At 65.0% G+C, this 15671-nt stretch carries 14 protein-coding genes; 8 read left to right on the top strand and 6 right to left on the bottom strand.

Features of this window, described 5'->3' with window-relative positions; translation table 11 throughout:
* Nucleotides 1–19: 19 nt before the first annotated feature.
* Complete coding sequence (hemB, locus tag V6Z91_RS10140; protein ID WP_338769952.1) at nucleotides 20–1033, bottom strand: porphobilinogen synthase; 1014 nt, start codon at nucleotides 1031–1033, stop codon at nucleotides 20–22.
* Nucleotides 1034–1042: 9 nt separating this feature from the next.
* Complete coding sequence (gene yihA / locus V6Z91_RS10145) at nucleotides 1043–1753, bottom strand: ribosome biogenesis GTP-binding protein YihA/YsxC (RefSeq protein ID WP_338769955.1); 711 nt, start codon at nucleotides 1751–1753, stop codon at nucleotides 1043–1045.
* Nucleotides 1754–1896: 143 nt separating this feature from the next.
* Here yihA and V6Z91_RS10150 point away from each other — a divergent pair, with 143 nt between their 5' ends.
* The 5 genes from V6Z91_RS10150 (at nucleotide 1897) to V6Z91_RS10170 (ending at nucleotide 7710) form a co-directional block, all read left to right on the top strand.
* Nucleotides 1897–2556, top strand: a complete 660-nt coding sequence (locus V6Z91_RS10150) for a c-type cytochrome (protein ID WP_338769958.1) — start codon at nucleotides 1897–1899, stop codon at nucleotides 2554–2556.
* A gap of 194 nt (nucleotides 2557–2750) precedes the next feature.
* On the top strand, nucleotides 2751–4835 hold the full coding sequence (locus V6Z91_RS10155) for a cytochrome c biogenesis protein ResB (RefSeq protein WP_338769960.1): 2085 nt from the start codon (nucleotides 2751–2753) through the stop codon (nucleotides 4833–4835).
* A 29-nt stretch (nucleotides 4836–4864) separates the two neighbouring features.
* Nucleotides 4865–6028 carry a c-type cytochrome biogenesis protein CcsB gene (gene ccsB / locus V6Z91_RS10160; RefSeq protein WP_338769962.1) on the top strand — a complete coding sequence of 388 codons (1164 nt, stop codon included), beginning with the start codon at nucleotides 4865–4867 and terminating at the stop codon, nucleotides 6026–6028.
* A gap of 81 nt (nucleotides 6029–6109) precedes the next feature.
* The gene (msrP, locus tag V6Z91_RS10165) at nucleotides 6110–7087 is read left to right on the top strand and encodes a protein-methionine-sulfoxide reductase catalytic subunit MsrP (RefSeq protein WP_338769964.1); all 978 of its coding nucleotides are present in this window, start codon (nucleotides 6110–6112) and stop codon (nucleotides 7085–7087) included.
* A complete protein-coding gene (locus V6Z91_RS10170; protein WP_338769967.1) occupies nucleotides 7078–7710 on the top strand; it encodes a protein-methionine-sulfoxide reductase heme-binding subunit MsrQ in 633 nt (210 codons plus the stop codon). The genes msrP and V6Z91_RS10170 overlap by 10 nt, the downstream gene beginning before the upstream one ends.
* A gap of 73 nt (nucleotides 7711–7783) precedes the next feature.
* Here V6Z91_RS10170 and lysA read toward each other — a convergent pair whose 3' ends face one another.
* Together lysA and V6Z91_RS10180 are read right to left on the bottom strand one after the other, a co-directional pair.
* Nucleotides 7784–9073, bottom strand: a complete 1290-nt coding sequence (gene lysA, locus V6Z91_RS10175) for a diaminopimelate decarboxylase (protein ID WP_338769970.1) — start codon at nucleotides 9071–9073, stop codon at nucleotides 7784–7786.
* Between the two features lie 4 nt (nucleotides 9074–9077).
* Nucleotides 9078–9263: a lipoprotein gene (locus V6Z91_RS10180; RefSeq protein WP_338769973.1), complete on the bottom strand. Its 186-nt coding sequence runs from the start codon at nucleotides 9261–9263 to the stop codon at nucleotides 9078–9080.
* 39 nt (nucleotides 9264–9302) lie between these two features.
* Between V6Z91_RS10180 and cyaY the strand changes: the two genes are divergently transcribed.
* The gene (gene cyaY / locus V6Z91_RS10185; protein WP_338769975.1) at nucleotides 9303–9644 is read left to right on the top strand and encodes an iron donor protein CyaY; all 342 of its coding nucleotides are present in this window, start codon (nucleotides 9303–9305) and stop codon (nucleotides 9642–9644) included.
* 38 nt (nucleotides 9645–9682) lie between these two features.
* On the opposite strand, the gene V6Z91_RS10190 is transcribed toward cyaY, so the two are convergent.
* Nucleotides 9683–11188 (bottom strand): SulP family inorganic anion transporter, encoded by a 1506-nt coding sequence (locus V6Z91_RS10190; RefSeq protein WP_338769978.1) that lies wholly within the window; start codon nucleotides 11186–11188, stop codon nucleotides 9683–9685.
* Nucleotides 11189–11275: 87 nt separating this feature from the next.
* The gene (locus tag V6Z91_RS10195) at nucleotides 11276–13609 is read right to left on the bottom strand and encodes a penicillin-binding protein 1A (protein WP_338769980.1); all 2334 of its coding nucleotides are present in this window, start codon (nucleotides 13607–13609) and stop codon (nucleotides 11276–11278) included.
* A 323-nt stretch (nucleotides 13610–13932) separates the two neighbouring features.
* Here V6Z91_RS10195 and V6Z91_RS10200 point away from each other — a divergent pair, with 323 nt between their 5' ends.
* Both V6Z91_RS10200 and V6Z91_RS10205 read left to right on the top strand, forming a co-directional pair.
* Nucleotides 13933–15036: a pilus assembly protein PilM gene (locus V6Z91_RS10200; protein WP_338771788.1), complete on the top strand. Its 1104-nt coding sequence runs from the start codon at nucleotides 13933–13935 to the stop codon at nucleotides 15034–15036.
* Nucleotides 15036–15671, top strand: coding sequence for a PilN domain-containing protein (locus tag V6Z91_RS10205; RefSeq protein ID WP_338769983.1), 636 nt, complete (start codon nucleotides 15036–15038; stop codon nucleotides 15669–15671). The genes V6Z91_RS10200 and V6Z91_RS10205 overlap by 1 nt, the downstream gene beginning before the upstream one ends.

Below are 15671 nucleotides of genomic sequence, written 5' to 3' on the forward strand. Positions count from 1 at the left end.
GCAGTGCCCGCTTCGTGTTTCACGACCCCTTCAGCTTGCGCGCGATATCGAGCGCGAAGTAGGTGAGTACGCCGTCGGCGCCGGCCCGCTTGAAGGCCAGCATCGATTCCATCATCACCTTGTCGTGATCGAGCCAGCCGTTCTGCGCGGCCGCCTTGATCATCGCGTATTCGCCGCTGACCTGGTAGGCGAAGGTGGGCACCTTGAACTCGTCCTTCACGCGGCGCACGATGTCCAGGTAGGGCATGCCGGGCTTCACCATCACCATGTCGGCGCCTTCCTGCAGGTCGCCGGCCACTTCGCGCAGCGCCTCGTCGCTGTTGGCGGGGTCCATCTGGTATTGGTTCTTGTCGCCCTTGCCCAGGTTCTTGGCCGAACCGACGGCGTCGCGGAACGGGCCGTAGAATGCCGACGCGTACTTGGCCGAGTAAGCCATGATGCGCGTGTGGATGTGGCTCCTGCCTTCCAGCGCCTGGCGGATCGCGCCGATGCGGCCGTCCATCATGTCCGACGGGGCCACCACGTCCACGCCGGCGTCGGCCTGCGTCAGCGCCTGGCGCACCAGCATCTCGGTGGTGATGTCGTTGATCACATAGCCCTGCTCGTCGATCAGGCCATCCTGGCCGTGGCTCGTGTACGGGTCCAGCGCCACGTCGGTGAGGATGCCCAGTTCGGGGAAGTTCTTCTTCAGTTCGCGCACGGCGCGCGGCACCAGGCCTTCCGGATTCGTGGCTTCCACGCCGTCGGGCGTCTTCAGCGCGGCGTCGATGACGGGGAACAGCGCCAGCACGGGAATGCCCAGGGTAACGCATTCCTCGGCCACCTTCAGCAGCAGGTCGACGGACACGCGCTCCACGCCGGGCATGGACAGCACCGGCTCGCGCACGTTCGTGCCATCGAGGATGAAGACCGGGTAGATCAGGTCCGCCGCGGTGACCACGTTCTCGCGCATCAGCGCGCGGGAGAACGGGTCGCGGCGCATGCGGCGCATGCGCATCGCGGGGAACTGGGCGGAGAAGTGAGGGCTGTGCATCAAGTTTCCTTAATCGGTTTCAGGCGCCGTGTCGGGCGCCCCGTCTGGCTCGGGATCCCTGTCCAGGCCGACCAGCTCCTCGATCTTCGCGGTCGCCTCGTCGATGCCGACGCGCTTCAACGCGGAGAACAGCTGCACGGTGAACGGGAAACCTTCGCCTTCTTCGTCGACATAGCTGTCCAGCTTTGCCTGCGCCTGGCGCAGGGTGTTCACGGCTTCGCTGCGGGTCAGCTTGTCGGCCTTGGTCAAAATGCAGTGGATCGGCTTGCCGGTGGGGGCGAACCACTCGAGCATCTGGATGTCCAGGTCGGTGAACGGGCGGCGCGCATCCATCATCAGCACCAGCGCGGCCAGCTGCTCGCGGCGCTGCACGTAGTCGCCCAGGAGGCGCTGCCAGTGCAGCTTGGCGTCGCCGGAGACTTCCGCATAGCCGTAGCCGGGAAGGTCGGCGATCAGGCAACGCACTTCATCCATGTTGGTGGGGTCGTGGCGATGCATCGCCACGTGTGCCCCGCCCACGCTGAAGAAATTGATATGCTGGGTGCGGCCCGGCGTCTTCGAGGCGAACGCCAGCCCCTTCTGGTTGCACAGGATGTTGATGGCGGTCGATTTGCCCGCGTTGGAACGGCCGGCGAAGGCGATTTCCGGCACCGTGGTACGGGGCAGGTCGCGCAGATGATTGACGGTCGTGAAGAAACGGGCTTGCCAGAGCTTGGACATGAAGAATTGCTACGAGAACAGGCAGTTATGCCGGAAAGCTATTGTACAATAAGGAGTTACGACCCGTATTCGCACGGGCCGGAGCCTCGGACATTGCGGCATTTTATCGACTCGCTTCCCTAAGTTAGCTGAAAGGTGGCTGAATGAATCGTAAGTCTTCACCAGTGGTACGCACGATGTTCCTAGCGATGATGGCCCTCGCGGGCGCGGCCAGCGCCGCCACGCCGCAGGCCGCCCCCAAGGTGGACCCGGCCAAGGGCGCCACGCTCTATGCCGACGGCGACCCCTCGCGCGGCCTGCCTTCCTGCCTGTCCTGCCACGGCGCCGCGGGCAATTCCACGATCGTCGCCAATCCCAAGCTGGCCGGCCAGCCCGAAGCTTACCTGTACAAGCAGCTGGTGGATTTCACGAGGCCGGAACGCGCGCAGCCGATCATGACCACCTACGCGAAAATGCTGACGGCCGAGGAAAAGAGGAACATCTCCGCCTACCTCGCCGCGCAATCGCAAACGCCCGGGGCCGCGAAGAACCGCGAGTCGATCGAATTGGGCAAGAAGATCTACCGCGGGGGCCTGGCCGAGAAAAGCGTGCCCGCCTGCGCCAGCTGCCATGGGCCGGCCGGTGCCGGCAATCCGTCGAAATACCCGCGCATCGGCGGCCAGCACCAGGATTACACGATCGCTCAACTGGCCGCCTTCAAGGGGCATGGCCGCAAGAACAGCGCCGAGATGACGACGATCGCGCAGCGCATGTCCGACGACGAAATCAAGGCCGTGGCCGATTACGTGGCGGGATTGAAATGAGCACGTGCCCGCGGGCACGCGCGGTTTGACGCGCAGTTTCCATGGATGGATAGCGAAAAAAAAGGCGGCCACCTCGACGGGGCCGCCATTTTTTTTGTTACCATGCCTGTCGAAATTGTATACAAAAAGCCGTTTTTTGATGAGCACACAGCGTGAGCACCACAGCATGAGCACCACCGCATGAGCACGACCACATGAGCACGACCACGACGGGCATCCGTCTCAATACCCGCCGCACCGCGGTGAACGAAGCGTTCGAACTGCTGTCCTCGATGCGATTCGCGATCGCCCTGCTGGTGATGATCGCCATCTCCGCCATCATCGGCACGGTCATGCAGCAAAACCAGCCGATGACGAACTACGTGAACCAGTTCGGACCGTTCTGGTTCGATGTGTTCGACAAGCTCGGCCTGTATGCGGTCTATTCCACCTGGTGGTTCCTGGTCATGATGGGCATCCTCGTGGTGTCCACCTCGCTGTGCATCGTGCGCAATGCGCCGAAGATGGTGAAGGACATGCGCAGCTGGCGCGAGAACGTGCGCGAGCAATCGCTGCGCAACTTCCACCACAAGGCCGAGTGGCAGTCGCCGCTGGGGGCCGATGCGCTGGCCGGGCAGCTGGCGCAGCGCCTCGTGCATGCCGGCTACCAGGCCAAGGTGGTGCAAAAGGAGAATGGCCTGCTGGTGGCGGCCAAGCGGGGCGCGGCCAACAAGTTCGGCTACATTTTCGCGCACAGCGCCATCGTCATCATCTGCGTGGGCGGCCTGCTCGATTCGGATATTCCGATCCGCGTGCAGCAATGGGCACTGGGCAAGACGCCGTTCACCGGCGACGGCCTGATCGCCGCCATTCCCGAGCGGCACCGCCTCGGCACGTCGAACCCCACGTTCCGCGGCAATACCGTGATCCCGGAAGGGCAGGCCAGCAGCACCGCCGTGCTGTCGCGGCCCGACGGGGTGCTGATCCAGGACCTGCCGTTCACGATCCAGCTGAAGAAATTCCATATCGATTTCTACAGCACCGGCATGCCCAAGCTGTTCGCCAGCGACGTGCAGGTGCGCGACAACGCCACCGGCGAAACGAAGGATGCCACGATCGAAGTGAACAAGCCCTTCATCTGGAAGGGCCTGGCCGTCTACCAGGCCAGCTTCGAGGATGGCGGCAGCAAGCTCAAACTCACGGGCTTCCCCATGCAGGGCACGCAACACGGCAAGCTGGCGTTCGACGGTACCGTCGGCACGGCCACGAAGCTGGACGATGCCAACACGATCGAATGGACCGACTTCCGTCCGTTCAACGTCGAAAACACGGCAAACCAGGATGTGCGGGCCGTGAAGCAGGGCGAGAAACTGTCCAGCGCCTTCGCGCAGGGCCTGGACAAGCACCTGGGTTCGGCCGCCAAGAACGCCAACAACAAGGACTTGAAGAACGTGGGCCCCAGCGTGCAGTACAAGATCCGCGACAAGACGGGCCAGGCGCGCGAATTCCAGAACTACATGCAGCCGGTCACGCTGGAGGGCGTGCCGATGTTCCTCTCCGGCGTGCGGGCCAGCCCGGCCGACCAGTTCAGCTACCTGCGCATTCCGGCCGACGACGAGCACAGCGTGCGCGACTGGATGCGCCTGCGCGCCGCCCTGCACGACCCGGCGCTGCGCGAGCGCGCCGCGAACGCCTATGCCGCGCGCATGTCGCCCGCCAGCGGCCGCAACGACACCGTGCAGTCGCAGCTCGCCCTGTCCGCCTTGAAGAGCCTGGAGATCTTCGCCGGCGACAAGGAAGCGGGCGGCTACATGTCGGTCAGCCGCTTCCTGGAAAAGGTGCCGCAGGCCGAGCAGGAAAAGGCGGCCGACATCTTCATGAAGATCCTCAACGGCTCGCTGTGGGAGCTGTGGAACGTGGCGCGCGAGCGCGACGGCATGGCCGCCATCGTGCCGGACGAACCGCATGCCCGCTGGCTGCAACTGGCCATGAATGCCCTGTCCGACAGCTTCTTCTACGGCGCGCCTGTGTACCTGCAACTGGACGAGTTCGAGCAGGTGAAGGCTTCGGTATTTCAGATTACCCGTTCGCCGGGCAAGTCGGTCGTCTACCTCGGCTGCCTGCTGCTGGTGCTGGGCGTGTTCGCCATGTTCTACATCCGTGAGCGGCGGCTGTGGGTGTGGGTGAAGGCGGAGGAGGGCGCCACGCATGCACTGATGGCGATGAGCACGCAGCGCCGCACGCTCGACTTCGACCGGGAATTCGACGAACTGAAGGAAAAACTGCCGCAAACGGCGTAAGCTGCGGGAAACAAGCAGGAGAGACAATCATGGATATCAGCCAACAGCAACCCTACAAACAACCCTACACGGCCGCGCCGGGCTACTTCCGCCGGCTGTCGGCCTTCGACTGGCTGTACGGGCTGGCGCTGCTGGCAGGCGCGCTGTTCGCGCTGAACCGCTACGGCGCCTACATGGACGTGTACGAGAAAGCGATCCTGCTGCTGTCCGTGCCCACCTTCGCGGCGCTGGGCTGGCACTGGAAGCCGCTGCGCCCGTTGATGCTGGCGGTCGCCGTGCTGTCGCTGGGCGCCTTGAGCATGTACGGCGGCAGCCTGGAATCGGCCGACAAGCGCTTCTGGCTGCGCTACATGCTGTCGAGCCAGTCGGCGATCCTGTGGATGAGCGTGTTCTTCGCGCTGTCCACGCTGTTCTACTGGATCGGCCTGGTGTCGAAATCGGCGGCCGGCGGCGCGATCGGCGCGCGGCTGTGCTGGGGCGGCGTGCTGCTGGGCTGGGTCGCGATGATGGTGCGCTGGTACGAGTCCTACCTGATCGGGCCGGACGTGGGTCATATCCCCATCTCGAACCTGTACGAAGTGTTCATCCTGTTCTGCCTGATCACGGCGATGTTCCACCTGTACTACGAGGCGCGCTACGCGACGCGCCAGCTGGGCCCGTTCGTGATGCTCATCATCTCGGCCGCCGTCGGCTTCCTGCTGTGGTACACGGTGTCGCGCGAGGCGCACGAGATCCAGCCGCTGGTGCCGGCCCTGCAAAGCTGGTGGATGAAGATCCACGTGCCGGCCAACTTCATCGGCTATGGCACGTTCGCGCTGGCGGCCATGGTCGCCACGGCCTACCTGCTGAAGTCGCACGGCTACCTGGTCGACCGCCTGCCGTCGCTGGAATTGCTGGACGATGTCATGTACAAGTCGATCTCGGCCGGCTTCGCCTTCTTCACGATCGCCACGATCCTGGGCGCACTGTGGGCGGCCGAGGCGTGGGGCGGCTACTGGTCGTGGGACCCGAAGGAGACCTGGGCGCTGATCGTGTGGCTGAACTATGCGGCCTGGCTGCACATGCGCCTGATGTCCGGCCTGCGCGGCCGCGTGGCCGCCTGGTGGGCACTGGTCGGCCTGCTGGTCACCACGTTCGCCTTCCTGGGCGTGAACATGTTCCTGTCGGGGCTGCACTCCTACGGCAATCTTTGAGGACGGACTTAATTCTGTCCTAAACGAATGGGTTCCGGGATTGGTGTAAGGTTCGTATCACGTTACCCACCCGGAGCCGTCATGTTGATCAAGCGTTCCCCCAACGGCATCGATCTGCCGTTTTCCTTCGAAATCACGCCGCGCCACGTGTTCGAAGCGCGGCGCAGCTTCATCCGGCAGGTGGCCGCCGGCACGATCGCCAGCGGCGCGCTGATGGAGATGCTGTCGCGCGAGGCCTTCGCGCAGGGCGCGGGCCAGAAGCTGGCCGCGAAGCTCAATCCCGCCTGGTCGGCGCTGGACAAGCAGACACCCCGCAAGGACGCGATCAGCTACAACAATTTCTACGAATTCGGCACCGACAAGAGCGACCCGGCCGAGAATGCCCATACCCTGCGCACCCGGCCGTGGACGGTGGCGATCGAGGGCGAGGTGAAAAAGCCGATGACGCTCGACATCGACTCCCTGCTGAAGCTGGCGCCGCTGGAAGAGCGCGTGTACCGGCTGCGCTGCGTGGAAGGATGGTCGATGGTGATCCCATGGGTCGGTTATTCGTTCTCGGAAATCATCAAGCGCGTGGAGCCGACGGGCAACGCCAAGTTCGTGGAGTTCACCACGCTGGCCGACCGGCAGCAGATGCCCGGCGTGCGCAGCCGGGTGCTGGACTGGCCCTATGTGGAGGGCTTGCGCCTCGACGAGGCGAACCACCCGCTCACGCTGCTCACGCTGGGCATGTATGGCGACGTGCTGCCGAACCAGAACGGCGCGCCGGTGCGCATCGTGGTGCCGTGGAAGTACGGCTTCAAGTCGGCCAAGTCGATCGTGAAGATCCGCTTCACGCGCGACATGCCGCGCACCGCATGGAACAGGTCCGCGCCCTCCGAGTACGGCTTCTATTCGAACGTGAATCCCGACGTGGACCACCCGCGCTGGTCGCAGGCTTCCGAGCGGCGCATCGGCGAGGATTCCTTCCTGTCCCGCAAGCGCAAGACGCTGATGTTCAACGGGTACAGCGACGTGGCGTCGCTGTACACCGGCATGGACTTGAAAAAATGGTACTGAGCCACCCTTCCGCCCGGCAGGTCACGGCGATCAAGGCGCTGGTGCACGTGCTGGCGCTGGTGCCGCTCGCCCGTCTCGTGTACCTCGTGTTCACCGACGCGCTGGTCGAGCCGCTGCAATACATCACGCACTCGACGGGCGACTGGACCTTGTACTTTCTGTGCATCACCCTGGCCGTCACGCCGCTGCGCCGGCTGTCGTCGTGGAACTGGCTGCTGAAGCTGCGGCGCATGCTGGGCTTGTACGCCTTCTTCTACGGGCTGCTGCACTTCACCACCTTCCTGTGGTTCGACCATTTCTTCGACGTGGCCGCCATGCTGAAGGACGTGGCGAAGCGCCCGTTCATCCTGGTCGGCTTCATCGCCTTCGTGCTGCTGGTTCCGCTGGCGGCGACGAGCACCAACGCGATGGTGAAGCGGCTGGGCGGCAAGAACTGGCTGTGGCTGCACCGGCTGATCTACGCGATCGTGCCGCTGGGCGTGCTGCACTACTGGTGGATGAAGGCCGGCAAGAACGACCTGGCGCAGCCGATGCTGTTCACGGCCATCGTGGCCGTGCTGCTGCTGATGCGGGTGTGGTGGGCGCGGCAGAAAAGCAAAGCGCCGGCTCGCGCCAGCGCCTGAGGTCTTGGTGTCGTACACCTTTCCCGGGGCCTCATCCGGGGAAGGTGTACGACACCGGTTTTCCCCGACCAAATCAGCGGATCACGCTCTCCAGCGCAAACAACTCCTCCGCCTTCTCGCGCCGGCGTACCAGGTGCACCTGGCCGCCATCGACGATCACCTCGGCGGCGCGGCCGCGGGTGTTGTAGTTGGAAGCCATCGTCATGCCGTAGGCGCCGGCCGTCTTCATCACCAGCAGGTCGCCGGCTTCGACCGGCAGCTCGCGCTCGCGCGCCAGCCAGTCGCCGGATTCGCAGATCGGGCCGACCACGTCGAACACGGCGCCGGCGGCGTTTTCCTGTGCTTCGCGTTTCACCACCGGCTGCATGTCCATCCACGCCTGGTACAGGGCGGGGCGGGCCATGTCGTTCATCGCCGCGTCGACGATACAGAAGTTCTTTTCCTCGCCGTGCTTGATGAACTCCACCTTGGTCAGCAGCACGCCCGTGTTGCCGACGATCGAACGGCCCGGCTCGAAGATCACCTTGATCGTCTTGCCGCCGTGCTTCTCGGCGCGCCATGCCTGCACGCGCTGGAACACGCGGTTCACGTAGTCGCCGGCCGGGGCGGGCTGGTCTTCACCGGCCACGCCATAGTCGATGCCCAGGCCGCCGCCGATATCGAGGTGGTGCAGGTGGATGCCCTCGGCCGCCAGCATGTCGATCAATTCGATCAGGCGGTCCAGCGCTTCCAGCAGCGGGGTATCGTCCAGCAGCTGCGAGCCGATATGGCAATCGATGCCCACCGGTTCCAGGTTCGGCAGCTGGGCGGCGGTGCGGTAGGTGGCCAGCGCGTCGTCGAAGGCCACGCCGAACTTGCTGGCCTTCAGGCCGGTGGCGATGTACGGGTGGGTCTTCGGATCGACGTTCGGATTCACGCGCAGCGAAACGCGCGCCTTCTTGCCCATCGCCCCCGCCACCTCGTTCAGGCGGTGCAGTTCGGGGATCGATTCGACGTTGAAGCACAGGATGTCGTGCCCGAGCGCCAGGCGCATCTCTTCCACGCTCTTGCCCACGCCCGAGAAGATCACCTTGCGCGGATCGCCGCCAGCGGCGATCACGCGCAGCAGTTCCCCGCCGGACACGATGTCGAAGCCGGCCCCGCGGCGGGCCAGCAGGTCGAGGATCGCCAGGTTCGAGTTGGCCTTCATCGCATAGCACACGAGCGCGTCGCGCCCGGCGCACGCGTTCGCATACGCATCGAAGTTTTCCAGCAGCTGGGCCTTGGAGTAGACGTAGGTCGGGGTGCCGAACTGTTCGGCGATGGCGGGCAGCGCGACGCCCTCGGCATGCAGCACGCCGTTCTGATAGTCGAAATGGGACATTGGTTTACTGTTGTGATGCGGGAGGAGTCGAAGGAACCGGGGCGGAAGGCGGCGCCACGCCGGGCTTGCCGGCGGTCGTGTCCTTCTTGACCGGGCGCTCGGGCATGTACAGGGCACCGGTCTGGCCGCACGCGGACAGCAGCACGGCAATCAGCATGGAAACAAGGACACGCGCTGGAGTGGACTTCACGATTAGAATCTCGTTATTACCGAAACCTTGGAGTGTAGCATGACCGAAACCGAATTCCTGGACCTGGCCGACAGCACGCTGAACGCGATCGAAGCCGCGCTGGACCGCCTGAACGACGACAACCGGCTCGACGTCGAATGCAGCCGCAGCGGCAACGTGCTGGAGATCGAATTCCTGCACAACGGTTCCAAGGTCATCGTCAACAGCCAGGCCGCGATGCAGGAACTATGGGTCGCCGCGCGCTCCGGCGGCTTCCACTACCGCCGCGTCGGCGACCGCTGGGTCGACACCCGCGACGGCACCGAGCTGTTCGACGCCCTGTCGCAGATCGCCACCGAACAGTCGGGCGGCTCGCCGGTAATTGTCAGCGAGAACCCCTGATGCACAAAAACCGGTGACAGGCTCCGGTCTTTCATCGGTCACGCCAGCCGATCATCGGCGATGCGGTAGTGCGGGTCCTCGAAGGCGTCCACCTCGACCATGCCCTTGGCATTGGTGAGGATTTCCAGGCAATCCGGCGATAAATGCCGCAGGTGCAGCGTCTTGCCCACCTGCTGGTAGCGCGCGGCGAGGGCGTCGATGGCTTCCACGGCCGAGTGGTCCACGACCCGGGCATCGCGGAATTCGATCACCACGTGTTCCGGATCGTTCTTCGGGTCGAACAGCGCGGTGAAATTCGCCACGGAGGCGAAGAACAGCGAGCCCTTCAGCGTATAGACCTTCCCGCCGCGCGCGTCCATCGACACCTCGGCGCGGATTTCCTTGGCGTGCTGCCAAGCGAAGACGAGGGCGGCAAACACCACGCCTGCCAGCACGGCGACGGCGAGGTCCGTCAGCACGGTGATCGCGGTGACGCCCACCACGATCACGGCATCCTGCCGCGGGATTTTCCTCAAAGCTTGCAGGCTCCCCCAGGCGAAGGTCTTTTCGCACACGACGAACATCAGCCCCACCAGCGCGGCCAGCGGAATCATTTCGATCCAGCGCGACAGCAGCACGATGAAGCCCAGCAGGAACACGGCCGCCGTGATGCCGGAAATGCGGTGCCTTGCGCCGTTGTTGATGTTGATCATGCTCTGGCCCACCAGCGCGCAGCCTCCCATCGAAGCGAACAGGCCGCTGATGACATTGGCCAGTCCCTGCGCCAGGCTTTCGCGGTTCGGCCTGCCGCGCGTGTCGGTGATGGCGTCGATCAGGTTCAAGGTCAGCAGCGTTTCGATCAGGCCGATGGCGGCCAGGATCAGCGAATACGGCAGCACGATGCGCAGCGTTTCCAGCGTCAGCGGCACCTCCGGTACGTGGAACGCGGGCAGGCCGCCGGCGATCGAACCCATGTCGCCGACCGTCTTCGTGTCGATGCCGAGGGCCGCCACCAGACCCGAGACGATCAGGATCGCCGCCAGCGACGCCGGCACCGCCTTCGTCAGCCGCGGCAGCAGGTAGATGACCGCCATCGTCAGGACGACGAGCGCCAGCATCGTCCACAGCGCCTCGCCGTGCAGCCATTGCCCGTTCATCTTGAAGTGGCCGAACTGGGCGATGAAGACGACGATCGCCAGGCCGTTGACGAAGCCGAGCATCACCGGGTGCGGCACCATGCGGATGAACTTGCCCAGCCGAAGGGCGGCGAACAGCAGCTGGAACACGCCCATCAGCACTACTGCGGCAAACAGGTATTCGGGCCCGTGCGTGACGACGAGGCTCGTCATCACCACCGCCAGCGCGCCTGCCGCGCCGCAGATCATGCCGGGCCGGCCGCCCAGGGCCGAGGTGACGAGGCAGACGATGAACGCGGCATACAGGCCCGTCAGCGGGCTGACGTGGGCCAGCAGCGCGAACGCGATCGCCTCCGGCACGAGCGCGAGGGAAACGGTGATGCCGGACAGGACATCGGTGCGCAGCTGCGCGTTTTTTAATCCAGACATGGGAGTGCTCATAAAATCAGGGACGCCGGCCCGGCCCGGGAGATGTTTCTCCCGGCCGGGACGGCGTCCCCGGTGCTGCGGTACTGTTTAGAACAGCTCGTTCTTGACGGCGTCGCGCGCCTTTTCTTCTTCCGGCGTGCCGCGCGCCTGGCCTTCCAGGCTTTCCACGCCCACGCCGGGCGGGTTCTCCGCATAGTAATAATCGCCATTTGCCATCACGATGCCCTCCGGTACCGGCCGCTCCTCGACAGGGATCGTCTTCAGCGCCTTCTGCATGTAGCCGATCCAGATCGGCAGCGCCAGGCCGCCGCCGGTTTCCCGGTTGCCCAGGTTCTTCGGCTGGTCGTAGCCGATCCAGGCGATGCCCACCAGCTTCGACTGGTAGCCGGCGAACCAGGCATCGATCGAGTCGTTCGTGGTACCCGTCTTGCCAGCCAGGTCCGGGCGCTTCAGCATCTGCTGGGCCTTGGCCGCGGTGCCGTAGCGGGCCACGTCGCGCAGCATGGAATCCATCAGGAAGGCGTTGCGCTCGTCGATCACGCGGTTGCCCTCCACGCCGGCGCGGTCCGGCGCCGCCTGCGACAGGATGCGGCCGTTCGCGTCGGTGACCTTCGATATCAGGTAAGGCGTGACCTTGTAGCCGCCATTCGCGAACACGGCGTAGGCGCCGGCCATCTGCAGCGGCGTCACGGCGCCGGCGCCCAGCGCCAGCGTCAGGTAGGGCGGGTTCTTGTCCGCCTCGAAGCCGAAGCGCGTGGTGAATTCCTGGCCATATTTCGCGCCGATCTTGTGCAGGATGCGAATCGACACCATGTTCTTCGACTTCGTCAGGCCGCGGCGCATCGTCATCGGGCCTTCGTAGCGGCCGTCGTAGTTCTTCGGCTCCCACGCCTGGCCGCCCGTCTGGCCGGCGTCGAACGAGATCGGCGCGTCGTTGATGATCGTCGCGGGGCTCAGGCCGCGCTCCAGCGAGGCCGAGTAGATGAACGGCTTGAACGAGGAACCCGGCTGGCGCCAGGCCTGCGTCACGTGGTTGAACTTGTTGCGGTTATAGTCGAAGCCGCCCACCATTGCCTTGATCGCACCGTCTTCCGTGCTGGCGGCGATGAAGGCCGATTCGATTTCCGGCATCTGGGTGATCTGCCAATCCTTCTCTTCCTGCATCACGCGGATCACGGCGCCGCGGCGGATGCGCTTGTTCGGCGCGGCCTTTTCCGACAGCCAGGCCTTGCCCATCGCCAGCCCTGCGCCGGTGATCGTGATCTCCTCGCCGGAGGCGGTCACCGCCACCACCTTCGTCGGCGATGCCGACAACACCATGGCGGCCACGATATCGTCGCTGTCCGGGTGCTCGGCCAGCTCGGTCTCGATCACTTCGTCCGCCTCGGCGCGGTTCTTCGGCAGGTCCACGTAGGCTTCCGGACCGCGGTAGGGGTGGCGGCGCTCGTAGTCCATCACGCCGCGGCGCAGCGCGAGATAGGCGGCATCCTGGTCGGCCTTGGTGATCGTGGTGAACACGTTCAGGCCGCGCGTGTAAGTGTCTTCCTTGAACTGCTCGTAGACCAGCTGGCGCGCCATCTCGGCCACGTATTCGGCATGCACGCCGAACTCGCTGCTGTCGGTCTTCACCTTCAGCTGCTCGTTTTTCGCCTCTTCGAATTGCGCCGGCGTGATGTAGCCCAGCTGCGCCATCCGCTGCAGGATGTATTGCTGGCGCGTGCGCGCGCGCTTCGGGTTCACGACGGGGTTATAGGCCGACGGCGCCTTCGGCAGGCCCGCCAGCATCGCCGCCTCGGCGATCGAAATATTGCGCAGGTCCTTGCCGAAATAGATCTGGGCGGCCGAGGCGAAGCCGTAGGCACGCTGGCCCAGGTAGATCTGGTTCATGTAGACCTCGAGGATCTGGTCCTTCGTGAGGTTCTGCTCGATCTTCCAGGCCAGCAGCGCCTCGTAAGCCTTGCGCTTCAAGGTCTGCTCGGAAGAGAGGAAGAAGTTGCGCGCCACCTGCTGGGTGATCGTCGAAGCGCCCTGGCGCGCACCGCCCGTGGCGTTGTGCACGGCCGCGCGCAGGATGCCCCAGTAGTCCACGCCGCCGTGCTCGTAGAAGCGGTCGTCCTCGATCGCGAGCACGGCTTTCTTCATCACGTCCGGAATGTCCTTGAAGCGCACCAGGTTGCGGCGTTCCTCGCCGAATTCGCCGATCAGCACATTGTCGGCCGAATAGATCCGCAGCGGCATCTTGGGCCGGTAATCGGTAAGCGTATCGAGCGACGGCAGGCTTGGATAAGCCAGCGCCAGCCCGAATACGACGAGCAGTACCGCGACCAGCACCAGCCCGACCAGGGAGCCGAGTGCCATCAGCAGCAGATTCTTGGGAGACTTCGATTTCGCCTTGCCGGAAGCGTTGTTCGGAGGAGTCATGCGGGGTAAACCTTTGAAATTTCGTGCTTGCATTATAAGCGAGCCGGTAGCGTCGGCACGCTTCCCCGATGCCGCATGGACATGCCGGCAAGTGTCTTATCGGACCGGCCACCTCGCGCGAGCCGAGTGTGGTTTCCTATTCACATGAAAGTGATCATGCTTTGCGGAAATGGCTTTACAGTTAGCCCGCGCTATTGCTAGCATCGACATTGCCGTCTGGAATTATTCACCTAAGTGACGGTTTTAAAACGGTTTTTTCTATTTTTGATAACGATCCCGGAGCGGTTCCCCACCGTGGCCCGGGGCGGGGAAACGCTTCGATGATGCCAGACTGGAAGACCCTGATCGGCAGCGCCACGCCGCCGCTCGTCGGGCTCGATATCAGCAGCTCCGGTGTGCGCGTGGTCGAACTGGCCCACGGCGGCAAGGACGGCCTGCGCGTCGAGCGCTACGCGGCCGAGCCGCTGCCGCGCGGCGCCGTCGTCGACGGCAACATCGAAAACTTCGACCAGGTGGTGGACGCGGTACGCCGCGTGCTGAAAAAGAGCGGCACCCGGGCGCGGCATGCCGCGCTGGGCCTGCCGCCGGCGGCCGTGATCACGAAAAAGATCGTGCTGCCCGCCGGCCTCTCCGAGGAGCAGCTCGAGGTGCAAGTCGAATCCGAGGCCAGCCAGTACATTCCATTCGCGCTGGACGACGTGAGCCTGGATTTCGACGTGATCGGTCCCCTGGCCGGCTCGGAGGACGATATCGAGGTAATGCTGGCGGCCGCGCGCCGGGAAAAGATCGAGGACCGCGTGGCCGTGGCCGAGGCGTCCGGCCTCAAGGCGGCGGTGATGGATATCGAATCGTATGCGGCGCGCGCGGCCGTGGCCCGGCTGACCGACTCGCTGCCCGGCGGCGCCGGCCAGGTGATCGCGCTGTTCCAGGTTGGCGCCTCGGCCACGCACGTGTCCGTGCTGGCCGATGGCGTGACCGTGTGGGAGCGCGAGCAACCCTTCGGCGGCAATTCGCTCACGCAGGACATCGTGCGCGCCTACGGGCTGGCATTCGAGGAAGCCGAGGCGAGAAAGAAAGCGTGGAACCCGCACGCCGCCACCGCGTCCGCCGGCGACATGCCGGCCGGCTATGGGGCCGACGTGCTGCAGCCATTCCTGGACTCGGCGGCGCTCGAGGTCACGCGGGCCATGCAGTTCTTCTTCACGTCCACGCCGTACACGAAGATCGACCGGATCTACCTGGCGGGCGGCTGCGCCATGCTGCCCGGCTTGCCGGAGCTGATCGGCGGCCGCACCCGCATCGCGACGGCCGTGATCGCGCCGTTCCAGGGCATGGCCGTGGCGCCCGGCGTGCGCGAACAGCAGTTGCGTGCCGACGGCCCGGCCTTCCTGGTCGCCTGCGGTCTCGCGCTGAGGAGGTTCGACTGATGGTGCGCATCAACCTGCTGCCACACCGCGAGGAAAAGCGCCGGCAGCGCAAGAAGGCGTTCGCCGCGCTGATGGTGCTGGCGGCCCTGACCGGCGCGGCCATCGTGTTGCTGGTGGGCGCGTACAACGCGCGCGCCATCGCCGTCCAGGAGCAGCGCAACGCCGTGCTGCAGGCGGCGAACGCCGCACTGGATGTGAAGATCGCCCGCATCGCCACGCTGAAGCAGGAAATCGAGGCGCTGAAGGCGCGCCGGCAGGCCGTGGAAGACCTGCAGGGCGACCGCAACCAGCCGGTCTACCTGCTCGACGAACTGGTGCGGCAGACGCCCGAGGGCGTCTACCTGAAGGGCTTCCGGCAGGATGGCCAGCGCGTGGCCGTCGACGGCTATGCGCAATCGCAGGAACGCGTGTCCGAACTGCTGCGCAACCTGTCCGGTGCCTCGCCGTGGCTGGAGCGCCCCGACCTGATCGAGGTGAAGGCGGGCACGATCGGCCAGGCGCAGAACCTGCGCAAGGTCGTGGAATTCTCGCTGGTGGTCGGCATCAAGCGGCCGCGCGACCAGGGCAGGGAAGAAGAAAAGGACCAGAAGGATCAACGTAGCGCCGCCGGCCTGACCGGCGCGAAGGCAGGGTGA

This window comes from Massilia sp. METH4, assembly GCF_037094685.1.
In the GTDB taxonomy this organism is placed as follows: Bacteria; Pseudomonadota; Gammaproteobacteria; order Burkholderiales; family Burkholderiaceae_D; genus Rugamonas.